General features: G+C 47.0%; 25 protein-coding genes. 14 read left to right on the top strand and 11 right to left on the bottom strand.

Annotated elements, in window-relative coordinates:
* Positions 1 to 74: 74 nt before the first annotated feature.
* Positions 75 to 2,105 (bottom strand): oligopeptidase A, encoded by a 2,031-nt coding sequence (prlC, locus tag E0D71_RS05855; RefSeq protein ID WP_133002381.1) that lies wholly within the window; start codon positions 2,103 to 2,105, stop codon positions 75 to 77.
* A 219-nt stretch (positions 2,106 to 2,324) separates the two neighbouring features.
* Between prlC and E0D71_RS05850 the strand changes: the two genes are divergently transcribed.
* The 8 genes from E0D71_RS05850 (at position 2,325) to E0D71_RS05815 (ending at position 6,863) form a co-directional block, all read left to right on the top strand.
* Entirely contained in the window at positions 2,325 to 2,897 is a 573-nt protein-coding gene (locus E0D71_RS05850; RefSeq protein WP_133002380.1) for a gamma carbonic anhydrase family protein, read from the top strand.
* Positions 2,894 to 3,367 carry a hypothetical protein gene (locus tag E0D71_RS05845; protein ID WP_133002379.1) on the top strand — a complete coding sequence of 158 codons (474 nt, stop codon included), beginning with the start codon at positions 2,894 to 2,896 and terminating at the stop codon, positions 3,365 to 3,367. Before E0D71_RS05850 ends, E0D71_RS05845 begins: the two co-directional genes overlap by 4 nt.
* Positions 3,368 to 3,463: 96 nt before the next feature.
* The gene (locus tag E0D71_RS05840) at positions 3,464 to 4,096 is read left to right on the top strand and encodes an RNA polymerase factor sigma-70 (protein ID WP_133002378.1); all 633 of its coding nucleotides are present in this window, start codon (positions 3,464 to 3,466) and stop codon (positions 4,094 to 4,096) included.
* Positions 4,093 to 4,278 (top strand): zf-HC2 domain-containing protein, encoded by a 186-nt coding sequence (locus tag E0D71_RS05835; RefSeq protein WP_133002377.1) that lies wholly within the window; start codon positions 4,093 to 4,095, stop codon positions 4,276 to 4,278. The genes E0D71_RS05840 and E0D71_RS05835 overlap by 4 nt, the downstream gene beginning before the upstream one ends.
* A 137-nt stretch (positions 4,279 to 4,415) precedes the next feature.
* Positions 4,416 to 4,691, top strand: a complete 276-nt coding sequence (locus E0D71_RS05830; RefSeq protein WP_133002376.1) for a DUF2282 domain-containing protein — start codon at positions 4,416 to 4,418, stop codon at positions 4,689 to 4,691.
* A gap of 20 nt (positions 4,692 to 4,711) precedes the next feature.
* Complete coding sequence (locus E0D71_RS05825; RefSeq protein WP_207923339.1) at positions 4,712 to 5,623, top strand: DUF692 domain-containing protein; 912 nt, start codon at positions 4,712 to 4,714, stop codon at positions 5,621 to 5,623.
* Positions 5,607 to 6,371, top strand: a complete 765-nt coding sequence (locus E0D71_RS05820) for a DNA-binding domain-containing protein (RefSeq protein ID WP_165942957.1) — start codon at positions 5,607 to 5,609, stop codon at positions 6,369 to 6,371. The genes E0D71_RS05825 and E0D71_RS05820 overlap by 17 nt, the downstream gene beginning before the upstream one ends.
* Before the next feature lie 21 nt (positions 6,372 to 6,392).
* Entirely contained in the window at positions 6,393 to 6,863 is a 471-nt protein-coding gene (locus E0D71_RS05815; protein ID WP_133002374.1) for a DoxX family protein, read from the top strand.
* 7 nt (positions 6,864 to 6,870) lie between these two features.
* Here E0D71_RS05815 and E0D71_RS05810 read toward each other — a convergent pair whose 3' ends face one another.
* From E0D71_RS05810 to E0D71_RS05770, 9 genes are all read right to left on the bottom strand, one after another.
* Positions 6,871 to 8,505, bottom strand: coding sequence for a methyl-accepting chemotaxis protein (locus E0D71_RS05810; protein ID WP_133002373.1), 1,635 nt, complete (start codon positions 8,503 to 8,505; stop codon positions 6,871 to 6,873).
* A gap of 248 nt (positions 8,506 to 8,753) precedes the next feature.
* On the bottom strand, positions 8,754 to 9,548 hold the full coding sequence (gene znuB / locus E0D71_RS05805; RefSeq protein WP_133002372.1) for a zinc ABC transporter permease subunit ZnuB: 795 nt from the start codon (positions 9,546 to 9,548) through the stop codon (positions 8,754 to 8,756).
* Between the two features lie 27 nt (positions 9,549 to 9,575).
* Positions 9,576 to 10,352 carry a zinc ABC transporter ATP-binding protein ZnuC gene (gene znuC / locus E0D71_RS05800; RefSeq protein WP_133002371.1) on the bottom strand — a complete coding sequence of 259 codons (777 nt, stop codon included), beginning with the start codon at positions 10,350 to 10,352 and terminating at the stop codon, positions 9,576 to 9,578.
* Positions 10,349 to 10,840, bottom strand: a complete 492-nt coding sequence (locus E0D71_RS05795; protein ID WP_133002370.1) for a Fur family transcriptional regulator — start codon at positions 10,838 to 10,840, stop codon at positions 10,349 to 10,351. The genes znuC and E0D71_RS05795 overlap by 4 nt, the downstream gene beginning before the upstream one ends.
* Positions 10,840 to 11,787 (bottom strand): nickel transporter, encoded by a 948-nt coding sequence (locus E0D71_RS05790; RefSeq protein WP_133002369.1) that lies wholly within the window; start codon positions 11,785 to 11,787, stop codon positions 10,840 to 10,842. Before E0D71_RS05790 ends, E0D71_RS05795 begins: the two co-directional genes overlap by 1 nt.
* A gap of 149 nt (positions 11,788 to 11,936) precedes the next feature.
* The gene (locus tag E0D71_RS05785; protein WP_133002368.1) at positions 11,937 to 12,548 is read right to left on the bottom strand and encodes a MarC family protein; all 612 of its coding nucleotides are present in this window, start codon (positions 12,546 to 12,548) and stop codon (positions 11,937 to 11,939) included.
* A gap of 308 nt (positions 12,549 to 12,856) precedes the next feature.
* Positions 12,857 to 13,492, bottom strand: coding sequence for a LysE family translocator (locus E0D71_RS05780; RefSeq protein ID WP_133002367.1), 636 nt, complete (start codon positions 13,490 to 13,492; stop codon positions 12,857 to 12,859).
* Positions 13,493 to 13,552: 60 nt separating this feature from the next.
* Entirely contained in the window at positions 13,553 to 14,119 is a 567-nt protein-coding gene (locus E0D71_RS05775) for a DUF1007 family protein (RefSeq protein ID WP_133002366.1), read from the bottom strand.
* Between the two features lie 3 nt (positions 14,120 to 14,122).
* Positions 14,123 to 15,079: a homoserine kinase gene (locus E0D71_RS05770; RefSeq protein WP_133002365.1), complete on the bottom strand. Its 957-nt coding sequence runs from the start codon at positions 15,077 to 15,079 to the stop codon at positions 14,123 to 14,125.
* Positions 15,080 to 15,354: 275 nt separating this feature from the next.
* Between E0D71_RS05770 and polA the strand changes: the two genes are divergently transcribed.
* The 3 genes from polA (at position 15,355) to E0D71_RS05755 (ending at position 19,931) form a co-directional block, all read left to right on the top strand.
* Positions 15,355 to 18,090, top strand: a complete 2,736-nt coding sequence (gene polA, locus E0D71_RS05765) for a DNA polymerase I (protein ID WP_133002760.1) — start codon at positions 15,355 to 15,357, stop codon at positions 18,088 to 18,090.
* Positions 18,091 to 18,288: 198 nt separating this feature from the next.
* Positions 18,289 to 19,614: a HipA domain-containing protein gene (locus E0D71_RS05760; RefSeq protein ID WP_133002364.1), complete on the top strand. Its 1,326-nt coding sequence runs from the start codon at positions 18,289 to 18,291 to the stop codon at positions 19,612 to 19,614.
* Complete coding sequence (locus E0D71_RS05755) at positions 19,611 to 19,931, top strand: helix-turn-helix transcriptional regulator (protein WP_133002363.1); 321 nt, start codon at positions 19,611 to 19,613, stop codon at positions 19,929 to 19,931. Before E0D71_RS05760 ends, E0D71_RS05755 begins: the two co-directional genes overlap by 4 nt.
* Positions 19,932 to 19,936: 5 nt before the next feature.
* Here the strand turns inward: E0D71_RS05755 and E0D71_RS05750 are convergent, their stop codons facing one another.
* Entirely contained in the window at positions 19,937 to 20,596 is a 660-nt protein-coding gene (locus E0D71_RS05750) for a metal-dependent hydrolase (protein ID WP_133002362.1), read from the bottom strand.
* A gap of 240 nt (positions 20,597 to 20,836) precedes the next feature.
* Here E0D71_RS05750 and mtgA point away from each other — a divergent pair, with 240 nt between their 5' ends.
* The 3 genes from mtgA to E0D71_RS05735 all read left to right on the top strand — a co-directional run bounded on the left by mtgA (position 20,837) and on the right by E0D71_RS05735 (position 25,359).
* Positions 20,837 to 21,517: a monofunctional biosynthetic peptidoglycan transglycosylase gene (gene mtgA, locus E0D71_RS05745; RefSeq protein WP_133002361.1), complete on the top strand. Its 681-nt coding sequence runs from the start codon at positions 20,837 to 20,839 to the stop codon at positions 21,515 to 21,517.
* Positions 21,518 to 21,614: 97 nt separating this feature from the next.
* Complete coding sequence (locus tag E0D71_RS05740) at positions 21,615 to 23,516, top strand: B12-binding domain-containing radical SAM protein (RefSeq protein ID WP_243711943.1); 1,902 nt, start codon at positions 21,615 to 21,617, stop codon at positions 23,514 to 23,516.
* 220 nt (positions 23,517 to 23,736) lie between these two features.
* Positions 23,737 to 25,359 (top strand): methyl-accepting chemotaxis protein, encoded by a 1,623-nt coding sequence (locus tag E0D71_RS05735; RefSeq protein WP_133002359.1) that lies wholly within the window; start codon positions 23,737 to 23,739, stop codon positions 25,357 to 25,359.
* Positions 25,360 to 25,441: the final 82 nt, after the last annotated feature.

The raw sequence follows: 25,441 nt of genomic DNA, 5'->3' as shown, positions 1-25,441 counted from the left end.
CTCTTATAGAAAAGCAGCGCGTCGCCACTTTTCTATTTCGTTATTCGCCACGCTCGTTATGCAGTTTTCTACAGCTAGGCTGCAATGCCACTGTGTCTCAATAAAGCGTCGGTACTTGGCTCACGACCACGGAATTCAGCAAACAATTCTGCCGCTGGGCGAGAGCCGCCATTGGCCAATATGGTATCACGGAAGCGTGCACCCGTGTCTTTATTGAAAATGCCGTCTTCTTCGAATTTCGAGAAAGCATCTGCAGACAACACTTCTGCCCATTTATAGCTGTAATAACCCGCAGCGTATCCGCCCGCAAAGATATGTGAGAAGCCGTTCTGAAAACGGTTAAATTCTGGTGGTGTCGTTACCGCAACGTCACGACGCACTTCGTCAATAACGGATTGTACAGAAATGCCTTTTTGGTATTCGCGGTGCAAACGGAAGTCGAACAATGAGAATTCCAACTGACGCATCATTTGCATACCAGATTGGAAGTTCTTCGCCGCCAGCATTTTTTCTAGCAAGGCGTCTGGTAATGGCTCATTGGTTTCAAAATGCCCTGCGATATAGGCCAAGGCTTCTGGTTCGTAGCACCAGTTCTCCATAAATTGACTTGGTAGCTCAACCGCATCCCAGGCGACACCGTTAATCCCAGACACAGACGACACATCAACTTGCGTCAACATATGGTGCAAACCATGGCCAAATTCATGGAACAAGGTCGTCACTTCATCGTGTGTGAGTAAGGCAGGTTTGTCGCCAATTGGCGGAGTGAAGTTGCACACTAAGTAAGCAACAGGAAGCTGCAGACGATTGTCGCTCAAACGACGACGAGTCCGACACGAATCCATCCATGCGCCACCACGTTTTGCTTCACGGGAGTAAGGGTCTAGGTAGAAGCGAGAAATGTCTTCTCCACCTTTACTGATAGTAAAGAGCTGTACGTCTTTGTTATAGCTATCGAATTCTTTTTCTTCTCGAATATCCACGCCGAACAAAGTTTGTGCCACGTGAAACAGTCCCGATAAGACTTTATTCATTGGAAAGTAAGGGCGCAGCTCTTCTTGAGAGATACTGTACTTATGCTGGCGCAGCTTCTCGGCATAATACCCCATATCCCAAGCATTCAACTCGGTGACACCATTTTCGTCTTTTGCGAACGCGGTTAATTGGGCAAGATCTTGTTCTGCTGAGCTTTTTGATTGTTGCGCTAAGGTTTGCAAGAAGTCGATGACCTGCTGACCGTTATCGGCCATCTTGGTCGCCACGGACAATTCAGCGTAGTTATCAAAGCCCAGAATGTGAGCCATTTCATGACGCAATGCCAAAATCTCATCAATCAAAGGAGCGTTATCAAACTTGATATCTCCCCCTTGATCAGAGGCGCGGGTGGCAAAAGCTCGGTACATTTCTTCACGCAACGCGGCGTTATCCGCGTAGCTCATGACTGGCATGTAAGATGGAAAATCCAAAGTAAACAACCAGCCTTCTTTCTCTTTGGCTTCTGCCATTTGCTTAGCTTGTGCTAACGCAGAGTCAGGTAAACCGGCCAACTCTTTTTCGTCCGTAATTAACTTGCTCCACGCTTGAGTGGCGTCCAAGACATTTTCACCGAATTGACTGCTCAGCTCAGACAAACGCTGACTGATTTCACCATAACGTTTTTTGGCGTCGCCTTCTAAGCCAACACCGGACAATTCAAAGTCACGAATGGTTTGTACTAAGGCTTCGGTTTGCGCGGGCGATAGATGTTTGGCCGCATCACTTTCTGCTAAGGTTTTGTAAGCTTGATACAAGGCCTTATTTTGCCCTAAGTCTGTGTAATACTGGGTAAGTTTAGGCAAGCAAGCATTGTACACTTCTCGCAGCTCTGGCGTATTTTTAACAGAGTTAAGGTGACTGATAGGCGACCAGAAATTAGCAAGGTCGTCGTGCAACTGATCCAACGGCAGTACTAGGCTTTCCCACGTCGGATCGCTGTTTTCGTTCACGCACGCATCAATCGCGGCTTGTGTGTTACTCAAGCGCTCTGTCAATTCCGCCTCAATGCTCGTTACATCAATCGTGGAAAAGGTTGGTAAGCTGGTCGCATCCCATACGGACTGTGACATATCATGTTATCCTTCTATGCGAAAAAACGCGCTAAGACCACCATGGTCACTTGTGCATCGCGTTTCATAAAAATGGTTAGGCTTTGAATTTATGGCCTTATTAAAAGCAATCTATATGTAATAAGATATGTGGTGTTTGATTTTTTTCAATGACGCTATCGCTATCATGTCGATAGTTCATCTTTACTGCACACAAAACACCCTAAAAAGAGAGTCTGTATGGTGATGAGATCGTTTCGTGGTAAAACGCCACAACTAGGTGAGCGTGTTTGGGTTGACGACCATGCTGTCATTATTGGCGATGTGACCATAGGTGACGACAGCTCTGTGTGGCCTCTAGTGGCGATTCGTGGTGACATGCATCATATTCGCATTGGCGCCCGAACCAGCATTCAAGACAACTCCTGCCTGCACATAACGCACGCCAGCGCCTACAAACCAGAAGGTCACCCGCTATCAATCGGCGACGATGTCACCATAGGTCACATGGCCATGCTGCATGGCTGCCAAATAGGCAATAAAGTCTTAGTGGGTATGGGCACCACCATTTTAGATGGTGCCGTCGTCGAAGACCAAGTCATCATTGGCGCAGGCTCTTTAGTCCCCCCAGGTAAACGATTGGAATCCGGCTTTTTATACCTCGGATCGCCCGTCAAACAGGCTCGAGCATTGAGCGAAAAAGAGATCGAATACTTCCAATATGCGGGTCTAAATTACGTCAAACTCAAAGACGAATACCTAGCGGAAGCCGCCCAATTGACCCAGAATAACCATGAGAAAGACACTCAATGAAACGTAAAAACAACTCCACCGCTGCTTGGATTTTCACCCTTATCGCCGTCGCTGGTATTCTTTGTGGCCTCAGTGAAAGTTTCCGTAATTACTTTGAAGAACCGCATCTATCAAAAGTAGAACAAGCAGAACTAAACATTAGCCTCTTGCCTGAACCAAGAGACCTGCCTGACTTGTCGGCGGCTCTCAATGCCAAGAAAGGTCAATGGTACGGACTCTTAGTACAACCTCTCATTTGTGATGCTATTTGCCAGGGTGAGGTGTCCACTTTTGAAGCCAGCGGACAATCGGTTCTTCGCCCTGCGGATTCCGCCTACCAAAAGACCACCGTATTACTCAGCAAAGTCGGCTACTCAGACTCCCAAGGGTTACTGCTATTAGTTAATAAGCACAATCAATTAGCGGGTAATATCGCACCACCTTATACCGTAGAAAGCATCCATAAAGCATTTACAGCGCTTAACCGATAAGCGCTGTTACTTTTCTTAGCAAATCTTTTCCTATTACCCGAACATTTAAAGCATTGTGCAGTCTACAATGATGATAATCCATCAGTAGAGGCTTAAATGACAAACGCCAGTATCTCTTCAAACCCTGCACACACACAAGCTGCAAGCATCTTTATGAATGCCGAGTTTATGAATGACCTTCGACTGCAAATGGTAAAATTTGCGCGCATTCAAGTCCGAGATGAACAACTTGCTGAAGACGCTGTGCAAGAGGCCATGCTCTCGGCCTATCAAAATATCGATCGTTTTTCACGCCAAGCGGCACTCAAAACATGGGTCTTTTCCATTCTAAAAAACAAACTCATCGACCTGTTGCGCAAAGAGAAACGTCATACCGCGGCCAGCCAACTAGAAGATGGTCCGAATGTGAATGGCGAAGAGCTGATTGAAGTTTTATTCAACAAACACGGTCATTGGCAAAAAAGTGAGCGCCCTAAAAAATGGGACACGCCGGATCACTGTGTTGAAAACGCACATTTCTGGCGAGTATTTGACGCCTGCCTAAACGCCCTCCCCGAAAAATACAGCCGCTTTTTTATGATGCGAGAATTTCTCGAAATGGACACCGCAGAAATTTGCCATAACGAAGATTTAACCGTAACCAACCTCAATGTCACCCTTTATCGTGCTCGTTTACGGTTAAGAGAATGTCTAGAAGATAACTGGTATCAAGCGGAGAAGTCATCATGATGAGCTGCCACCAAGCCACTCAGTTGTTGTCTGAAAAGTTGGATCGACCACTCGATACGAAAGAAAAAATCGCGCTAGGGGTACACACCACCATGTGTCCACCCTGCCGTCGCTTTGCACAACAGATGGAAGAATTACGTTCTATTTCAAAACGTTATATGAAAGATCCTGACGTAAAATAATTTTTTTCCATTTTTTTCCGCAAATTATGTAATAAAACCTTTTCCGCCCTCGTCAAAGATAGGTAACACAAGCAAAGCATAAGGCATTGCTTGTTACCCCTTTGACATACTAATTAATAGAAAATGAGGATACACCAATGAAAAACACAAAAGCATCTCTAGCCCTAGCACTTGGTACAGCCGTTGCAATCTCTGCGGTATCTGTGCCAGCACAAGCTGCCAGCAAAGAAAAATGTTTCGGCGTGGCATTAGCTGGCCAAAATGATTGTGCAGCAGGCCCAGGCACTTCTTGTGCAGGTACTTCTAAAACAGATTATCAAGGCAATGCTTGGAAAATCGTCCCTGCTGGCACTTGTTTAGAAATGGACTCTAAAACATCACCAACTGGCCACGGCCAATTGAAAGCTTTCTAAATAAACGGACTCACATTCCCATGTCTCGTTTCACACCAAAAGTCGAAGATGCAATGCTTGCCTCTTCGACCTTTTCATCCCTCTCTGGTATCAGCTTAAAGCCTGCTTATTATCAAGGCATATTAGCGGATCTACCTGAGGTAGGTTTTTTTGAAATTCATGCCGAAAACTATTTAAGTAACGGCGGACCTGCGCGCCATTATCTGCATAAAATCCGCGAGCATTACCCTCTCACCGTACATGGTGTTGGGCTGTCCATTGGTGGTGAAACTCCTCTAAATATCGAACATTTAAAGCGCGTTGCCAAACTGGTTAACGAGCTTCAACCTGCTGTTTTTTCAGAACATTTGGCATGGTCAACGCACCATAGTCAATTCTTAAATGATTTATTACCAGTACCTTATGATGGCCCAACATTAGACCGTGTGTGCCGACATATTGAGCAAGTTCAAGAGTGTCTACAAAGACAAATTCTGCTTGAAAACCCATCGACTTATTTTGAGTTCACACGCAGCGATATGAGCGAAACGGATTTCATTCGTGAAATCGCCAAACGCACTGGCTGCGGCTTATTACTGGATGTGAATAATGTCGAAGTATCTTGTTTTAACAATAGAACCAACCCATACGACTACCTCAATGATTTCCCACTAAATGCCGTGGGGCAAATGCACCTTGCCGGTCACACCATAGACAGCAACACCACATTGCCATTGAAAATAGACAGTCATGATGAACCAGTCTCCCAAGACGTTTGGGCTTTATATCAATACACCTGCCTCCAACTTAATATGATGAACCAAGCTTGCCCGACGCTGATTGAGCGCGATGGCAACCTTCCACCGCTGACCGAGCTACTTGCTGAAGCGCGCTATGCCGACACAATTCGCCAAACGGCGTTGCGGGAGAGTCGCTATGAACAACGAATTTAAAGCTGCCTTATTAGGCGAAGATACCCGCTTTTATCGTGAAATAGACGCCTTATCAATGCAAGAAAAAGAAATTCGATTGAACGTCTACCGGAACAATGTTGTGGTCTCATTGATCGATGCTCTGTCCGATATATTTCCAGTTACTCAGGCATTGGTAGGGGATGATTTCTTTCGTGCCATGGCAAAACAGTACCTGCTCGTTTCGCCACCAGAATCCCCTATTATCAGCGAATATGGTCATCTTTTTTCAGACTTCATTCGTCAATTTGAAGCCGCTCAAAGCTTGCCGTTTCTTGCAGACTTAGCCGCACTCGAATACAGTTTATTGGCACTCACCCATGACACAGAACACGCCACACTAAACCATGAACAAGTAGCAGAAGCCTTTGCTCAAGTAGACGATCCCTCGGCGCTGTATTTAAGCTTACCGCCAACCTCGCAATTACTGGCGTCTCCTTTTGCTATCGGCTCACTCTATCAAGCCCACCGTAACGATGGGCATTTGCGCTTGAATCAGGTTGCCATCAACGAAGGCGAATATTTGCTGCTCGCAAAGTCTCACTTAATTGCCCAATTGCATGTGATTAGCTATGAAGAGGCTCGTTTCTTCAAGCAGTTATTACAGAACAAAAAATTGGAAGAGGCGCTACCAGACTCAGATGATTTCGATCTAGGGGCTACGCTGGCAAAGTTAATAGAATGGAAATTAATTACGAATATCGCTAATCAGCCCTTAGAAGCTGAATAACTGTAAACTGTGGGGTAAAAAATGTTGTCTTTAATATTATCTAAAAGTGATGCTTTGTTTCGTCGCATTCCAGAATCGCTGGTGCTTTTTATCGCAAGATTTGCGATCGCGGCGGTATTCTGGAAATCAGGACAAACCAAAATCGAAGGCTTTGCTCTCGATATTATTAGTGGCCAGATTCAATTAGGCTGGCCACATTTAAAAGATTCCACACTGTTTCTCTTTGAGTTCGAATACAACCTTCCGTTGCTTTCTCCTGCCATTGCCGCTTTGCTGGCAGCGATAGCTGAGCATGTATTGCCCATTTTAATTCTAACAGGCTTCTTTACACGCTTCGCCGCATTAGGCCTAGCAGGCATGACCTTGGTTATCCAACTCTTTATCTATCCAGATGCTTACCCAACCCACGCCACATGGCTCGCTATTGCGTTACTGCTTATGTATCGCGGCGCAGGGGTGCTTTCTCTAGATCACTGGCTCCTAAAACGCTAACCCTACCTTACGAACGAGTAGGCAGGGTAAAGATGGAAGTGGCTTCTTTCGTTTGCCCTGCTGAATCAAACAGCTCGTCGGTTAAACGACTCAAGCGTAATGAGGTTTCAGCATTGCTCTGTGTTACCTCCGCAATAAGCGTGGTATGAGTCGCAATGTCCTGCACCTCATTGGCTTGTTGCTGAGCCAGTAAAGACAACTCATCAAGACTGTGTAACGACTCCGCTGAATCCGCCTCTAGCTGACTTAGTGGTATAACCACTTCTTCGATATGCAATACACCTTCACGCATTTTCTCTTGGCCTTTAGACATTTCGTCAGAAAGCTGAATAGACAAGGCGCTGATGTCGGTGATGACTTTATCAATCGACCCAGTCACCTCTGCGGTGCTGGTAGCAAGGTTTCGTACTTCATCTGCGACAACGGCAAAACCTCGACCGCTCTCGCCTGCTCGTGCCGCTTCAATCGACGCGTTTAATGCCAACAAGTTTGTTTGTTCCGCCACATTGCGAATACTATTCACCAAATTAGAAACAGTGGACGCACTTTCTTTCAGTTTGGCGACAGAATGTGATGTTTCTTCAATATAGGCTGCTACAGAGGTAATATCTTGCGCTGCAGATGTAATCACTACCTTGCCCTGCTGTGCCAAGTGGTGAGCAGCTTCCGCTTGATTACGAGACACAGCAACGTGCTCCGCCATCACTTTTACGCCTTCAGAGAGTTCACCGACAGAGCCATGAATGTCATTCGCCATGGTTTGCTGCTGGCTGGAACCTTGCTGTACATCTTCCATGCTTAAACGAATATTTTTGACTGCACCAACAACGGTTTGCGCACTGTTGTCTATTTTTTCGATCACCCCAGCAAGGCTGGTTCGCATACTCACCACACTGTCTACTAGTAAGCCGATTTCGCCTCGTTGCTTAATCGAAATATCATGAGACAAATCGCCTTTGGCAACACGATCCAATAACTGCACCACTTGCCCAAGCGGTTTTACAATACTGCGAGTAATCAAGATAGACATGACCGCACCTATGACAAGCGCCAATACACCTTGCCCAAGAATCAGCATAATGCCAGATTCAGTTTCTGATAAAATTTGTTGCTGTTTGGATTGGATAAGATTTTGCTGACGCTCCGCAAAGACGGAGGTTTGATCTAAAAAGGTTTGCAAATCATTACGAGTTTGCCCAGCCATTAGGTTTTTAGCTTCTTCCAACTCACCCAATTCAAGCGCTTCTACGGTGGCTTGAAGGGCTTTTTGGTAGACTCCTCTCTGCTGCTTTAACTGCTCAACACTGCGCTGATCTTCTGGCAATTTCACCAAGGTTTGCATCTTGGCAAGGCTCTCGTCCATCATCCGATTGCGTTCATCAATTTCTTTATAAATAGAGATGCGGGCTTGTCTCTCTTCAAGGACAAAGAGCATCAAAAGACGACTGGCCAAACTCTCGGCATTCACATTTAGCTCACCGGTCAATTCAACCAGAGCGGCATTTTCACCAACAATACTTTTGATATTGTTAGATAAAAATTGAAAACGTGTCACCGAAAAAAACAACACCGAAAGCAACAACACAAACAGAATTAGATAGCTGCCCCACAGGCGACCTCTAATCGTTGAAAAACCAAGCATAGCATTCCCCACAGTCAAAACGAGATGATAAAACAGTCAAAAGACCCAGTAGACAAAAGTCACAAGGGAAAACCCTATTGGTCTAAGCATAGCAGTAAGACGTTACTAGATATGACGTTACTAGATAAGGCTTTATTACAGATATCAACAAAAAAGAGGAGAATGCTGCTCTAATAAAAGTAATCAGAGCAACGTCTTGTCATCACAAGGAAGGAAAAAGCGCGCTACGGCCGCTTGAATATCAAGCGCTAGGCCGTCCGACGCTTTAATGGTGACGTGTAAGCGATCAGGAAGAGTAAAGCGGCACAAACCACCACGCTTGGTCCTGTTGGTGTATCCCAATGATAAGAGGACCACACACCACCACACACCGCCAAGCAGCCTATCGCGCTAGAGATGGCGGCCATCTGAACCGGTGTATTCGATAACTTACGCGCCGTCGCAGCAGGAATAATCATCAACGAAGTAATCAATAACACCCCTACAATTTTCATTGCCACGGCGATGACTAACGCCACCAACAACATCATCAATAAACGAATCGCTTCGACGGGGTAACCTTCTACCTTCGCCAACTCTTCGTTAACCGTGACCGCCAGCAAGGGTTTCCAAAAGGCCACCAGCAACGTCAGTACCGCGAAACCTCCGCCATAAATCCAGTAAAGATCCGTTTGGCTCACCGCCAACAGGTCACCAAACAAATACGCCATCAGATCGATACGAATGTTGTCTAGAAAACTCACCGCGACCAAGCCAAGAGAAAGCGCAGAATGCGCCAAAATCCCCAATAAGGTATCGGTCGCAATAATGTGTTTCTTTTGCAGTGTCACAAGCACCGCGGCCAAGCCAACACACAAAACCACAATCGCCAGATTCAAATTAATATTGAATAAAAAACCCAGCGCTACGCCAAGCAAGGCAGAGTGCGCTAATGTATCGCCAAAATACGCCATGCGACGCCAGACAACAAAGGCGCCTAATGGACCGGCCACTGCCGCCACGCCTAATCCACCAAGCAAGGCTCTGATTAAAAATTCTAACATGCTACCGTTCGCTCCAAAGCCGCACGATTAATGATGAGAGCAATGCGAATGAGCATTGTCATCTTCAGACAAGATACTGCCATGCTCATTATGAACATGGTCGTGTTGATGGGCATAAATCGCAATCGATTCATCAGCACCTGGAATACCAAACAACGCTTGGTAAGCCGGATGACCTGTCACATGTTGTGGGCTACCTGAACAACAAACATGCTGATTAATACACACCACAGTATCGGTTTTCGCCATCACCAAATGCAGATCATGGGACACCATCAGCACACCGCAATTTAACTCGTTACGAATGCCTTCAATCAGGTTATAAAGCTCTACCTGACCATTCACATCTACCCCTTGAACAGGCTCATCCAAGACCAATAAATTAGGCTTATTCAATAAAGCTCGGGCCAATAAAACACGCTGTGTTTCACCGCCAGATAAGACATGCACTTGAGAATGAATAAGATGAGCAATGCCCACCTTTTCTAACGTGGGTAGAATTTGTTTTTTATCCACTCTGCGCACCAAAGCCAAAAAGTGCTTAACCGTGAGCGGCAACGTTGGGTCGATATGCAACTTCTGAGGCATATAGCCAATACGCAACACTTGATCTCGAATCACTTCGCCTTGCGTCGGCTCTTGCAGCCCTAATAAAGTGCGAATCAAGGTGCTTTTTCCGCTGCCATTCGGACCAATAAGCGTCACAATTTCGCCTTCATTAATGGTCATGTCTATGTTGTCTAATAGGACTCGCCCACCAAATTCGATGCCGATTTTATCAAAGGTAACTAAACGCTGACTCATGCGGAGGCTCCTGCGGCTTTGCAGGCAGAACACAACCCAGTGAGCTCAATGGTTTCTGAGCGTAATTCGAAATCCTGTTCTGCGGCTCTGGCTATCAGCGAGGCGTGAATATCTTGATAATCAAATTCCATAACGTTGTGGCACTCATCACAAATCAAGAAATACCCTTTATGCACTTTATCCGCATGGGCACAGCCTAAAAAGGCGTTCATTGACTCGACTTTATGAATCAAACCGGCGGCCAACAAAAAGTCCAACGCACGATAAACGGTTGGTGGCGCCGAGTTAAATCCCTCTTCCGCCAATTTTGCCAACAACTGATACGCACCTAGAGGACGATGGCTTTCCCATATCAACTCTAATGCTCGGCGGCGCACCTTGGTCAAACGCTGCCCTTGTTCAGTACATAACTGTTCTGCGGTTTCTAGCGCCGCTTCAATACAATCGTTATGATTGTGACCCGAGTGTGGGTGATGTTCTTCACTCATTAGAAGACCCTTCCTGCATTACTGCTGTAACTCCATATCATTGAGATACTGATAATAATCAAGACGATAGCGGCAAAAAAACCAAAGCCTCGGGACAGTTTTTGTCGCCAGACACTTTGCTTGCCCCCCATTAAAAAACTACTGTCGCGGATTATCACGCTGACCGTAGCCAGCCCCGCAACGGTTATTGCAGTACCAAGAGACATCGCCAGTGTTGCTAATATTCCCCAGTGAAAAATGCCGGCGCTCATCGAAAACAACAACACCAGAACAGCCCCACTGCAAGGGCGAATACCCACCGCTAAAATCATCGCGAACACACTACGTCGGTCTGCAACCTGCTCTTCTTTCATACTGACCTGTGCGTGGTCGTGGTCGTGGTCGTGGTCGTGGTCGTGGTCGTGGTCGTGGTCGTGGTCGTGGTCGTGGTCGTGAGAATGATCATGACCACAACTCGATTTGCCACGGACTAAACGCGTGAACATCCACACCCCAATTAACCCGACTGCCGCAAAACTCGCCAATTCGAAAAACCGACTAATCTGCATCGCTTTGCCAGCCAGAGAAAACAGTTGCCCAACGATGACCATCAATAACACCGCCATCAAGCCTTGCACTGCTGCACACAAAAAAGATAGGCCGATGCCGCGACGCAATGGCGCTCGACTTGCAAGCATGTACGCCGAGATCACAGCTTTGCCATGGCCTGGCCCTGCCGCATGAAAAATGCCGTATAGAAAGCTTGCCGACACCAAGCTCCACAACACCAGAGGACTGCCATCTTGGCTTAACTTCTGCACCGCCGTCGCGAGCTCGCGATGCAAGCTCACTTGCTCAAACACAATCCAGTGAATGAAGGCATCGTAACCAAATAGGCTGGTCGCCGCATAAACCGGAGCGACACAAAAAAGGCAGGATAAACAGAAAAGAACGGCGTTTCTCGCCATGACGCACTCACTTCAATGGATTAATTCTTGTTATACTATAACAAAAGAAAATCAAGAAGAAGTACAAACGATCAAACGCCTTTTTTGAACCCTATTCGCTGGGCTGTTTTGCTCACTAACAAGCAACATAAACAGCCCCATAAAACCGTCTAACTGGCGATAGGTTTTAAAAAGCCCATCAGACCGCTCATGAAAATTTGAGACGCCATGGCCGCTAGAATCAAACCGGTAATCTTTGAAAGCACATTCAATCCGGTACGGCCCAAAAGACGCTCTATCAAAGACGCGGAGTACAAAATCAGCGTCAAACTCGCCAACGCCAACAGCAAACCACCTAACCCCAGCGCCATTTCCCAGCCATGAAGTTCTGCACCATAAACCAGAATCGTACCAATCGTTGCCGGACCAATAATAATCGGCACAGCCAATGGCACAACAGACACGTCTTCACGCTCTTCACTTGGCATCCCTACGGCATGATTTCTCGTGCCATCCCTGACCAGACTCAAGGCCGACAAAAACAACAACACGCCTGAACCAATACGAAAGGCATCTAGGGTAATGCCTAGCACGGCAAACAAGCTGCCGCCGAAGAAAAACAACACAAACGAAATCACCACAGACGAGATAATGGCTTTATTTGCCACTTGTCGACGCACCGCAGAGGTTTCACCTCGGGTCAGTGCCAAAAACATCGATAGCACAAAGAATGGGGCAAACAGGAAAAAGAATTTAATCCAAGTGGAGATCAATAGGCTCATTTAGGGAAGTACCAGAAAAAGCAATCAGCGCATAAGCCAATTACCGATTTATCTTAAGCCTTGCGAGGTCATCGTTAAGGCCTACCTCATTTAACCCGCTTGTGGCGTCTTAAATGTTTGTCTAGAAGGCGTCTTCATAGACACGATAATTCTAGCAAAATAACGTCAAATATCGATGTTTAAATAGGCAAACAAAAAAGAAAAACCGGCACAAAGTGAGACTTTATGCCGGTTGTTTTTCTGGCAATTCGATTACGCCCTAAAGGCTTAGCCTTTGGCTGCAAAACATCGCCCTAGTCGAATAAGGTTTAGCGCTGGGTTAGCGCGAGCTTAGCGCCGAAACCTAACAAGAGTAATCCGGTTACGCTGTCTAACACTTGCGCCACTCTTGGACGCGCTAGCCAAACACGCGCTTTGTGCACCATTAGCGCTAAAAAGGTTTGCCACACCATCGCGATCACAAAGTGAAGCGACGCCATAAACAAGGATTGCGCTAAGGCAGAATGGCTTGGATCAATAAACTGCGGCAAAAAAGCCATGTAGAAAATAATCGGCTTAGGGTTCAATACATTGGACAAAATACCTTGGCGAAAACTTCCCCAACCCGTCATTGCTTTGCTGGGTTTAGCGTCTTTAAAAGACATGCCAGTAGGTCTAATAGCGCTACGAATTGCCTGAACCCCCAAATACACTAGATACGCCGCACCTAACAATTTAAACCCGGTAAATACGCTTGCTGAGCCTAATAAAATGACGGATAAACCCAGTGCCGACACAGTTGCATGGGCAAATAGTCCCATACAAATACCCAAACTTGTCAAAAACCCCAAACGCCAACCACCCGCGGCGGCATTACGCATCACGATAATCGTATCCACACCAGGACTCATAGTCAGTACCGTAATGGCAGCCAAGAACGGCAACCAGTGAAAATGCTCTAGCATTTAGGCTCTCCAATTTAATGACAATTATTAAGAGTAACGACCGTTATTAACAACCTTTCGTTAAGGTTGGCAACTCAAATCCACCCAGGTTTCAATGCCTTGTTCTTTGGCATCATGATCTAGAGGGGTACAACTTTCCGCCAAAGCGCCAGAGAGGCGTAACAAACCTTCTTCTAATGGCACCATAGCAAAATAATACTCAGAGTCGCCAAACGCCATACTCAGCGGCGTTTTTTCTAAATTAATGGGCGTCGACAGACTTACCTTAAGCGTCATCCATAGCATTTTGTCTTTCATGCCAAAATCAGTAATGGTCACTGACTTGGGTTTTATTACGTTACCCGCGACCTTGAGATGAACGAAGTAATCGTCTTTTTTGAGGTTTTGTAGGCCTTCTAGCAACTCGGCTCTTTCATTGCCGGTGAACTGGCCATCGGCGTTTTCATCGTAGGCTTCAAGCAAGCTCAACGAGGTAAAAACATCCCATGACCAAGTCGCGTTCAAGGTCTCTATGGTGGGCGCGTCTACTACCGCTTGGTATTGAACATCCACCCAAATATGCGGATGCGCTAGCGCAGAGTTCGCCCCGAGTAAGGCAAACCATAAAACCCCAATCAAGCGAAACAAGCGCTACTCCATTAACGCAGGTGCATGACGCACACGCGCTTCTAAAATACGCTGAAACTCTTTTGGATCATGCTGTTGCGCCAAACGCTCAGGGTCCCCTTTTGCACCATGCCACGCTTCAAGACGAGACAGCCAAAAGCGCACTGCGGCAATGCGTAACATGTGTGGCCAGGCAAGAATCTCTTCTGCATTAGGACGGCGCTCGTGAATATAAGAATGCAACAAGGCGCGATATTTCTCCATATCCAGCTCACCGGTGTCGATGTCAGAACACCAGTCGTTCACCACAATGGCCAGATCGTACATTACCCAAGAATGGCAGGCGTTGTAAAAGTCGATAATCGCCGACAGTTGGCTTCCTTCAAACAGAGTATTGTTAAAAAACAAATCCCCGTGAATGGTCGCTTTAGGCAAATCAGGATGCTGCTTTACAAAGTCATCAAAGGCTTCAATTTGTGACAACAAAAGATGCGCTTGTTCTGGCTCTAATTCAGGGGCAAGCGCCTGACTGGTGGTTTTCCACCATGTCTCTCCGCGATGACTTTCACGATGCTCAGGAAAATCTTCTCCCGCGATATGTAGCTGCGCTAAGGCAGACCCCATCAGACGACAACTTTCTACGCTGGTGCTTTCTAAGCCCTCGCCAGGAAAGCAATCCACAATGATCGCTGGGCGATCTTTCACGATGCGCAAACGCTCGCCATGAATGTCGATCAGCGCCGCAGGTACGTTAAAGCCTTTGTGTTTAAGGTGCGCAACCACATCTAAAAAGTAAGGCACTTCGTCAAACTCAAACTCTTCAAATAAGGTGAGGACGTATTTACCAGTGGTGGTATTGAGGAAATAATTGGTGTTTTCAACACCGCCAGAAATACCTTGGTACGAAACCAATTCACCTAAATAATAATCAGCCACTAGGGCTTTCATGTCAGAGTCTGAGAGGGAAGTGTAAACAGCCAAGTTTGCTACCTATTGATCGTCAAGGGGATAGAGCGATTAAGAAAACGCCTATGCTCCACAATAAGCGACGAAAGGTCAATTCGAAGTCACGGAAATCGTCGCTTTCTGCCGCGATTTTCTATTAAACGCGATACCACGCCCAACAGACCTTTTAACAGTTAAAACGCGATTTAGACTGAAAAAATCCTCGTAAGTGCTTAGAATAGGCGCCAATAATCGCCGATTAATACAGAGGTTTCATTTTGGCTACCGATTCTAAGACACACACTTCACCGATGATTTTGGTAGACGGCTCGTCTTACCTTTACCGAGCATTCCATGCCATTCCACCGATGAGCACCAGCGACGGCCAACCGACCAACGCGACTCGTGGTGTGATCAGCATGATACGTAGCCTCATCAAGAGTTACCCAGATTCACCTATGGTCATCATCTTTGACGCCAAGGGTAAAACCTTCCGCGATGAGATTTACAGCGAATACAAAGCACAACGTCCACCTATGCCGGACGATTTACGTCCACAAATCGAGCCGATTCACCGCATGGTAGAAGCCATGGGCTTGCCGCTGGTCATCATCGATGGCGTAGAAGCTGACGACGTCATCGGCACCATCGCCAAACAAGTGGGCGAAACTGGTCGCGAAGTCATCGTATCGACAGGCGACAAAGACATGGCGCAGCTGGTGACAGACAAGGTCACCTTGGTCAACACCATGAATGATACCGTGATGGACATTCAGGGCGTAAAAGACAAGTTCGGCATTCCACCAGAACTCATCATCGATTACCTTGCCCTTATGGGTGACAAGGTCGATAACATTCCAGGCGTGCCGGGGGTTGGTGAAAAAACCGCTCTCGCGCTCTTGCAAGGTTTGGGCAGCATCAAAGAAATCTACACGCGATTAGATGAGATCGCCGGTTTAGGCTTTCGCGGCTCAAAAACCTTAGCGAAAAAAATGGAAGACAACAAAGAAATGGCCGAGTTGTCTTACACGCTAGCGACCATCAAGTGTGATGTGGAATTGCCATTTAATGCGCTTGAATTGAAAAACAAAGAAGCCGATAAAGACACGCTAAAAGAATGGTTCACCAAACTAGAATTCAAACGCTGGGTGGCCGAACTTGACCAAGCTCCGAGCGTTGAAACTGCCAGCGATACTCTGAATACAGACGGGCAAGTCGCCGTGCCCGTTGCGTCTAACCTTGTCGCAGACTACACCACCGTCTTGGATAAGGAGACCTTCGCCGTTTGGTTTGAGAAAATTCAAAACGCCGAACTCACCGCCTTCGACACCGAAACCACCAGCCTAAACTACATGGCCGCCGAATTAGTTGGCGTGTCTTTCTCAGTAGAAGCCGGCGTTGCAGCGTATGTGCCCTTTGCCCACGACTACGAAGGGGCACCAGAACAGCTCGATCGTGATTGGGTATTAGAACAACTTAAACCTTGGCTAGAAGATGACAGCAAAGCAAAAGTCGGCCAACACCTTAAGTACGACGCTAACGTATTGAATAACTACAAGATTACGCTGCGCGGCATCGCCTACGACACCATGCTGGAATCGTACGTGTACAACTCTGTCAGCTCGCGCCACGACATGGACACGCTGGCGAAAAAGTTCCTCGATCACACCTGCGTAAGTTTTGAAGACTTGGCTGGCAAAGGTAAAAAACAGAAAACCTTTAATGAAATCGACCTAGAACAAGCCGCTTTTTATGCCGCAGAAGACGCCGATATTACCTTGCGACTTCACCAAGCGATTTGGCCACAAGTTGAAAAAACACCTGAACTGGTGAGCATCTTTAAAGATATCGAATGCCCTCTTGTACCCGTATTGGCGAAAATGGAACAAACCGGCGCCTTGATCGACCCAGATTTATTGCATGCGCAAAGCGCTGAAATCGCAGGGAAGTTACAGGAACTGGAGATCAAAGCTCACGAACACGCTGGCGAAAGCTTCAACCTAAGCTCACCAAAACAGCTGCAAGTGATCTTGTTCGAAAAACAAGGTTTGCCTGTCATCAAGAAAACGCCGAAGGGTCAGCCATCTACCGCCGAGCCTATCTTGCAAGAACTGGCACAAGACCACGAACTGCCACGCTTGATCATGGAACACCGCACCTTGTCTAAGTTGAAATCCACTTACACCGACAAGCTGCCAGAAATGATCCAGAAAACCGGCCGTATCCATACCTCTTACCATCAGGCCATCACCGCCACCGGTCGCTTGTCGTCCACAGATCCGAACTTGCAGAACATCCCGATTCGCTCGGCAGAAGGCCGTCGTATTCGCCAAGCTTTCGTTGCGCCAACCGGCTACAAGCTGCTCGCAGCCGATTACTCGCAAGTCGAACTTCGCATTATGGCGCACCTGTCACAAGACAAAGGCTTACTTGATGCCTTCACTAGAGACGCCGATGTGCATAAAGCCACAGCAGCAGAAGTGTTTGAAGTGAGCCTAGACGAAGTCACCACCGAACAACGCCGCCGCGCCAAAGCCATCAACTTCGGCTTGATCTACGGTATGTCTGCGTTTGGTCTGGCGAAACAACTTGGCATTAGCCGCCCAGAAGCCGCGAAATACATTCAGCGTTATTTCGAGCGCTACCCAGGCGTACAGCAATACATGGAAAACACCCGCGAAGGCGCGAAAGAAAAAGGCTTTGTCGAAACCATCTACGGTCGTCGTTTGTATCTGCCTGACATCAGAGCGAAAAACGCCATGATGCGCCAAGCCGCCGAACGCACCGCGATCAACGCACCGATGCAAGGCTCCGCCGCTGACATCATCAAACGCGCCATGATCAAGATGCACGACTGGCTTGCCGACACCGACCTAGACGTGAAAATGATCATGCAAGTACACGATGAATTGATCTTCGAAGTGGCCGAAAAAGACCTAGACGCCGCCAAAGAAAAAATCGTCGACATCATGCAGAATAGCAGTCAGATTGATGTGCCTTTGCTTGTGGAAGCTGGGATTGGGGACAACTGGGACGAGGCGCATTAGGGTTTCTTTCTAAACTTACAATCCCAATAGACTAAAAGGAGTCAGATCCTTTTTGGGAGTTTGAGTATCACGACCGACCCAATGACGAGCAAAACTTTGCTCATCATTGGTGTCTCAAAATATTTTTGCGCAATACTCTTCTCATAAGTAATTTTAAAAGACTATAATGAGCAAAACTATGCTCACACAGGCTGTTCAATGAAAACTCTCACTATTCAAGCTCTGATTCAACAACAATGGCGCGATATCGCGACATTGCAGCTACTCAGTCCTGAAAAAGGGATCGCCAGCCCAAGCCGCCTTGGTTATGAGTTTGAATATTCTATCAAGTGGTTAGACTGTAATAATGAACACGCTTGCAGCTTAGTACTACCAGTGCAAATTATGGTTGAACATGAAGCTGATCGTTGGTTTGGTTTTTTAGAAGACATTGTTCCCGCTGGTGCAGCTCGCCGCTATCTAGTGGATTTTTGGGGGCTGAAAAGTCTCTCTGCCGGTGAGCAGGATACTGCCTTATTGGAAAAAGGCACTATCGCGCCCGTTGGCAATTTGAGAATTAAAGAATCGCTTCCCAGCTTACCTGCTGATTCTACCCTTCACCTTCGCAAGTTTAATTTAAATGATGTAGCCGAACGCGATTCAAGCTTTCTAGAATACGCTCAAGAAATGGGGGCCATTAGTGGGGGCGCGACTGGCGCAGGTGGTGAAGCACCAAAGCTATTACTGCGCTGTTCTGAGCTAGATGAAGTCTGGATTGACACCTTCCAAGAGCAACACGATATTACTGATATGCATTACTTAGTGAAATTTCCACGAGGTCGAAAGACGCAAGACGATTGCGATATTTTACGAGCGGAATATCACTTCTATCATGAATTAACGGATATGGGATTTAACACGATCAGTACGGAGAAAATGAAGCTGCTTGAAGGTAGCCGCTATCCTTCTCTTTGGCTGCCTAGGTTTGATATTCATTGGAATAAACGCCACTGGGATCGTTACGGTTTGGAGTCTATTTTTTCTGTATTAAACAAACCGGCGGGAAGCTACCTTAATCATTTTGATGTCATCCGCTCTGTGTGCGCTTTGCTGAAAAGACAGTCAGTAGAGTTTGATACTGCTCGGTTTGTTTGCGAATGGTTAACACGCGATCTACTAAACATTGCTTTCGGAAACTCTGATAATCATGGTCGTAATACCGCACTTCTTAAAAAGCCTAGCGGAATTTGGCTATCCCCTATTTATGATTTTGCACCAATGAAAGTAGATCCGGAAGGTGTCACTAGAACAACAAAATGGGGGCCTCCATTTGAAGAAGGTGGAGAGTTCCGCTGGCAATCTATTACTGAAGAACTTAGCGACTTATGCCCGAGTGAAACCTCATTATCAGCATTAAAAAAAACAGCACGTCAACTAATTGGCTTACAGCAACGCTTGGAGGCAAGAGGGGTTCCTGAACGAATTTTAGAGGTTATCCAAGTCAAATGGTTAGAAACAAAACTCACCCGTTGGGGGCTTTTATGAGCATGACAGCAGAACAGCGCCAAGCTTTATTAGTAGAGCTTCTACAACAACATATATTAGGTGAGCTCACTCAAGGACAGATGTTAAAACGCCTTCGCAAAGAAGTGCTTGGTTTTTCTCAAACTCGCTATGCAGAGTTAGTCGGAGTCAGCCGTCGCACTTTGACAGACATTGAACAAGACAAGGGTAGTCAGGTTCAGAGTATTATCGATAAAGTGTTTAAACCACTTGGTATGAAATCTGGACTCACACCGATTCATCCACATGTCGCTAGGCATGTTATGAACATCAGTTCATCGAAAATAACCGAAAACTGATTTTCTCAATGCAATAAAGCAAAAGCAGACACCCAAGCATCTGGCGTTGGGCTGAGCCAGTACCCCACTGCGCAGCCAAGTACTAGCGCCAGCGATGCCAGTGGTTCGCCCCAGTCGGTGAGTTTAAGTGCGGTGCCGAAGGAGCGTTTGATGCGCATGCCTGAGAGTTCGATGCTGTATAGCTCGTCGAGTATCAGATGTATGGTGGCGCCTAAAAAGGTAAAAGCGCCGATTCCCCAGGCGGTTTTCGCGCTAAGGCCAAACACATGGTATGAGATGGGCACAGCAAGAGCAGCAAACATGACGTTGGCCAGCAAACTGTGCAATGTTCCTCTGTGTATGGTGAGTTGCTCAAACACCCATTGTATTGGGAAGCGTACGATTAGGTAGCCTGCCGCCGCCAGTGCAAGTACTTGCCAGTGGGGAAGTTGATTCACCCAAGCGGCGATGATCAAGCCTGCAACCAGTGCGCCGAACAGGCGAAATACCAACCGAATGGCAATCGATTCGTCGGCGTCGATATCGGGTAATAGTCCACCTAACGTCCCCGCTAAAGCATAAAGAATGGCGTCGTTCATATTGGCAAAACCCATAACAAAAGCGCAGGCTGCCAAGGGGGCACTAAGCGCGGCAGCCACGGTAACGTGGGTATTAAAATTGGCCATCAGGCGTTGTCCTTGTTGCGATGGTGTAAAAGAAGGGGCACATTGCGACCACTGTGAATTTCGGTGCGCGTATGCTACAGGAATCGAGCAATAGGGTCTGCGCACCAATAAGTAAAAGACCTGATCCTTTCCAGTAAAGAGAACGCCTTAAAGCAATAAATAGGTTAAACATCAACCAGTGAAAAATTGCTATTATAGTCTTTCAGAGAGGTATGGCCTCTTTCCCCCTTGAGGTAATGAATGGCAAAGCGTAAACCGGGTGTTTTCAACAAAGCATGGACTGTTTTATGGCGTGTTTTGATCGCGTTTGCTTTGATTCTACTGCTCTTTCGATTTGTGCCGCCACCGACAACGGCGTTTATGTTGCAAAGTGATTATCCGGTGACTCAGCATTGGATCAGTATCGATAAACTGCCACCACAGGTGCCATTAGCGGTTATTGGCTCAGAGGATCAACGCTTTCCCGACCATTTCGGTGTCGATTTTACGGCGATCACCAAAGCGCTTAGCCAATACGATGATGGTGAAGGGCTTCGCGGCGCCAGTACGATTACCCAGCAAACAGCAAAAAACCTGTTTCTGTGGCCAGGACGCAGTTTTATTCGCAAAGGGTTAGAGGCCGGACTAGCCATCAGCCTTGAGGCCATTTGGGGTAAAAAACGCATTTTAGAAGTGTATTTGAACGTCGCAGAATTCGGCAAAGGGATTTATGGTGTCGAAGCCGCTAGCCAGCATTATTTTGGCAAATCTGCCCGCCACCTGACAGCGAACCAAGCCGCCCGATTGGCGGTACTATTACCTAGCCCACGCAAACGTGACCCAAACCGATTAACCCCGAATCTTCGTCAAAGAGTGGATTGGATTGAGCGGCAAATGCAGCAACTCGGCGCAGGCTACCTAAATCCTATACTCGATAATTAGCAGGATATACCCCTTCTTTACTGCTAGAATGCCCCCTTATTTTATCCGTTGTTACGCTTAAAGGCAGGCTATGACCGTTCTTCTAATGACCCCTCCTATGACTCAGTTAAATACTCCGTATCCGGCGACGGCGTATCTCACTGGTTTTTTACGCTCTCGGGGCTATGAGGCGGTGCAGCGAGACCCTGCCATCGAGCTTTTTCTTGAGATGATGACAGCGCCTGCATTGGATATTATCCGCCAGCATGTAGAGGAAAACTTCGAGCAATTTGAAGACGACGAACTGCCCGATGTGATTTTCACCTTCTTAGCGGAATTCGATCGTTACCGCCTTGCGGTTGAGCCTGTCATTCGTTTTTTACAAGGTAAAGATCCAAGCCTAGCGTTGCGTATTATTTCCCGACGTTTTCTGCCTGAAGGCCCAGCTTTCGACACCATAGAACAAATGGAAGCGGTCTCTGGGGATGTTCTAAAAGCCGCGTTTGGTAACCTAGGGGTACAAGATCAAGCCAAGTATTTGGCTACCTTGTTTATCAATGATTTATCAGCGGTGATCACCCAAGGTGTTGACCCTTATTTCGAAGTAAGCCGTTACGGCGAGCGCCTTGCCGCGGCAAACCCAAGCTTCGACAATCTCTACGATACTCTCATGGGGGAACCTAGTTTTAGTTCTGAGATTTTAGAACAATTGGTCGAGCAGTATTTAGAAGAGACTCAACCCAGTGTGGTCGCTTTAACCGTGCCTTTCCCGGGCAATATGCTCGGCGCACTGCGCATCGCGCAAACCTGTAAAGCGATCAATCCTGATTTGCCCATCGTCATGGGCGGCGGCTTTGTAAACACAGAATTACGTGCTCTCAAAGATACCCGCGTGTTTGAATTTGTTGATTTCATTTGTCTTGATGACGGCGAGCGCCCTTTCATTACCTTGCTGGAATTCTTCGACGGTCAACGAGAAATTGACGAGTTAGTACGTACTTACTTTCTCGCAGAAGATCAAAACGGCGAGCCTTATGTGCATTTGAATGACAATAAAGCATTGCACGATATCCCCCAAACCGATGTGGGCACGCCAATCTACGACGGCTTGCCATTAGGCGACTATCTGTCTCTTTGTGAAATGCTTAACCCGATGCACCGCATTTGGAGCGATGGACGCTGGAATAAACTGACCATTGCCCACGGTTGCTATTGGCGCAAATGCAGCTTTTGCGACGTGAGTTTGGATTACATCGACCGCTACGATGCCGCCGGTGCGGACCTGTTAGTCGACCGAATTGAAGAGCTGATCGAAGAAACCGGACAAACTGGATTCCATTTTGTGGATGAAGCCGCGCCACCAAAAGCCTTATTCGCTCTCGCCAATCGTTTGATCGAACGCGGCGTCGTGATCAGTTGGTGGGGTAATATTCGTTTTGAGAAAACCTTCACGCCTGAGCGCTGTCAATTATTGGCAGATTCAGGTTGTATCGCTGTCAGTGGCGGACTTGAAGTCGCGTCAGACCGATTGCTAAAACTGATGAAAAAAGGCGTTAGCGTCGATCAAGTCGCCCGCGTCACGAAAGCGTTTAGTGATGCGGACATTCTGGTTCACGCCTATTTGATGTATGGCTTCCCGACACAAACAGAGCAAGAAACCATTGATGCATTAGAAATGGTTCGACAAATGATGGCACAAGGCTGCTTCCAATCCGCATTTTGGCACAGATTCGCGGCGACGATTCACAGCCCAATCGGGATTAATCCTGACGACTATGGCATCACACTTGCTGAACGCCCTGAGATTTTATTTGCAGAAAACGACGTAGACTTTACCGACCCAACCGGCACTGAGCACGAAATGCTCGGCGAAGGGTTGCGCAAAGCGCTCTACAATTACATGCACGGTATTGGCTTTGATCAGCCAATGGATTTCTGGTTTAAACGACCGGTGGCACGTACCACCATGCGACAGGATCTAATTGCCAAAGCCGTCAACGATGTGATTGCTCGCAGCTAGTCACATCGCCTAAAAGAAACGATAAATAGCACTGATATAAGTCAGAACCTTATGCAAGAAACACATTTTGTAACAGGCTCTCAGAACAGATTAGGCTACACTCGCTTCTCATTTTTATCATGTAAGACAAGACAATACGGCAGGAACTTCTGTGGGTGTCTTGTTGACTAACAAACACCTGTTTTCTGTAACGCTTGAATAGACTAAACGGATTCAATTTATGACGATTAACGCCCGCCTCGTTTTTGGCTTTGGTATCACGCTGGCTCTGACGGTTATATTAACGGTCATTGCGATCCACCGAGTGAATTTCATTGATACCACCATCACCCAGATGACGGACATCAACTCAGTAAAACAACGCTATGCCATTGACTTCCGTGGCAGTGTACACGACCGAGCTATTGCGGTGCGTGATGTGGTGTTGGCGAGGAACGACAACGAATTGTCTATTATTCTAAAAGACATCGCTGATCTTCATCTCTTTTATCAACAGTCTGCAAAAATGCTTAACTCAGCCGACATTCCAATGACGGCGCAAGAAAAATCTATTTACAACAACATACAAAGCATTGAGAAAAAAACCCTACCACTGATTCAGCAAGTCATCAGCGCCAAACAAGCCAATGACTTAGAGTCCGCCAACGCGGTGTTACTGAACCAAGCCAAGCCGTCTTTTGTGGAATGGCTCGCGGCGATCAATGCGTTTATTAATCTTGAAGAAATGGCGAACCAAGAAGCCACCATAGAAACTCGAGAGGTCTCTAGCTCCTTTCAAAGTTGGATGATTTCCCTCACCAGCATTGCCATTATTATTGGCCTCAGTGTGGCGTACTTGATTGCCCGTCGCATTAAAAACGCGGTGGGTGGCGAGCCTCAAGAAGCCGCCGATGTGATTGCGGAGATTTCTAAAGGCGATCTAACCGGCGCCATCTCCTCTTGTTGCCCAGACAGTATGATGTCGTCGGTGCAAGTTATGCAGAAGCAGCTAGTCACCATTGTAAACAGCATTATTACCTCGTCGACGGAGCTGTCTCAGCGCTCAGCAACAGTCGCCTCGGGCACCAAGCAATCCTTGGTGGCGGCGGACACTCAATTAGAATACACAAACTCAGCGGCGCATAAGCTGATCGAAATGAACGAGAGTATTCACTCTATTTCAGAGCGAGTTAGAGAAACGGAAAACAACTCAAACATTACTGCTGAGCTTTCTTTGAAAGGGCAAACTGCCGTACAAAAAGTCGCAACAGAAATTGAAAAAGTGTCGCAGACTGTCAAAGCCACTGTTGAGCAAGTGAATGTGCTAGAAGAGCGTACTCGCAGCATTGGCGACATCATCAATGTTATTCGCGGTATCTCAGAGCAAACGAACCTGCTGGCCTTAAATGCGGCCATTGAAGCCGCGCGAGCTGGGGAAACAGGCCGAGGATTCGCAGTGGTCGCCGATGAAGTAAGACATTTGGCGCAGCGTACCGGTGACGCGACCGGTGACATTGAGAAGATGATTCTTCAAGTACAAGAAGAAACCAAAGCCTCTGTTGAAGCAATGGAGACAACGGTACCTCAAGTCCAAAATAGCCTAACGCTCACCAATGAAGCCAATGCACTGCTTAATGAGATTCAGCAGCAATCGAAGAATTCATTAGCCAATGTATTGGACGTTGTCGCGGCCACCTCTCAGCAAGTAGTGACCATTTCTGAGATTAACAGTGAGATCCAAGAAGTGGCCAATATGTCGAAAGAGACCAGCCAAGCGTTGCAAGTCAGCTCAGAAGAAACGCTGGCTTTACAGCAGCTCTCTGAAACCCTGAAAGACGACATCAATTACTTCAAAGTAAAATAATGCGTCGGTAAGTACATTATCAGAGTCAAAAAACACGCGTTTTTCGGCTCTGATGAGAGGTCATTTACACGCCACTCTAGGC

The organism is Marinomonas sp. KMM3893, assembly GCF_004352855.1.
Taxonomy (GTDB): Bacteria; Pseudomonadota; Gammaproteobacteria; order Pseudomonadales; family Marinomonadaceae; genus Marinomonas; species Marinomonas arenicola.
Note: the sequence above shows the minus strand (reverse complement) of the source record. Positions and strands in the feature narration are given on the sequence as shown.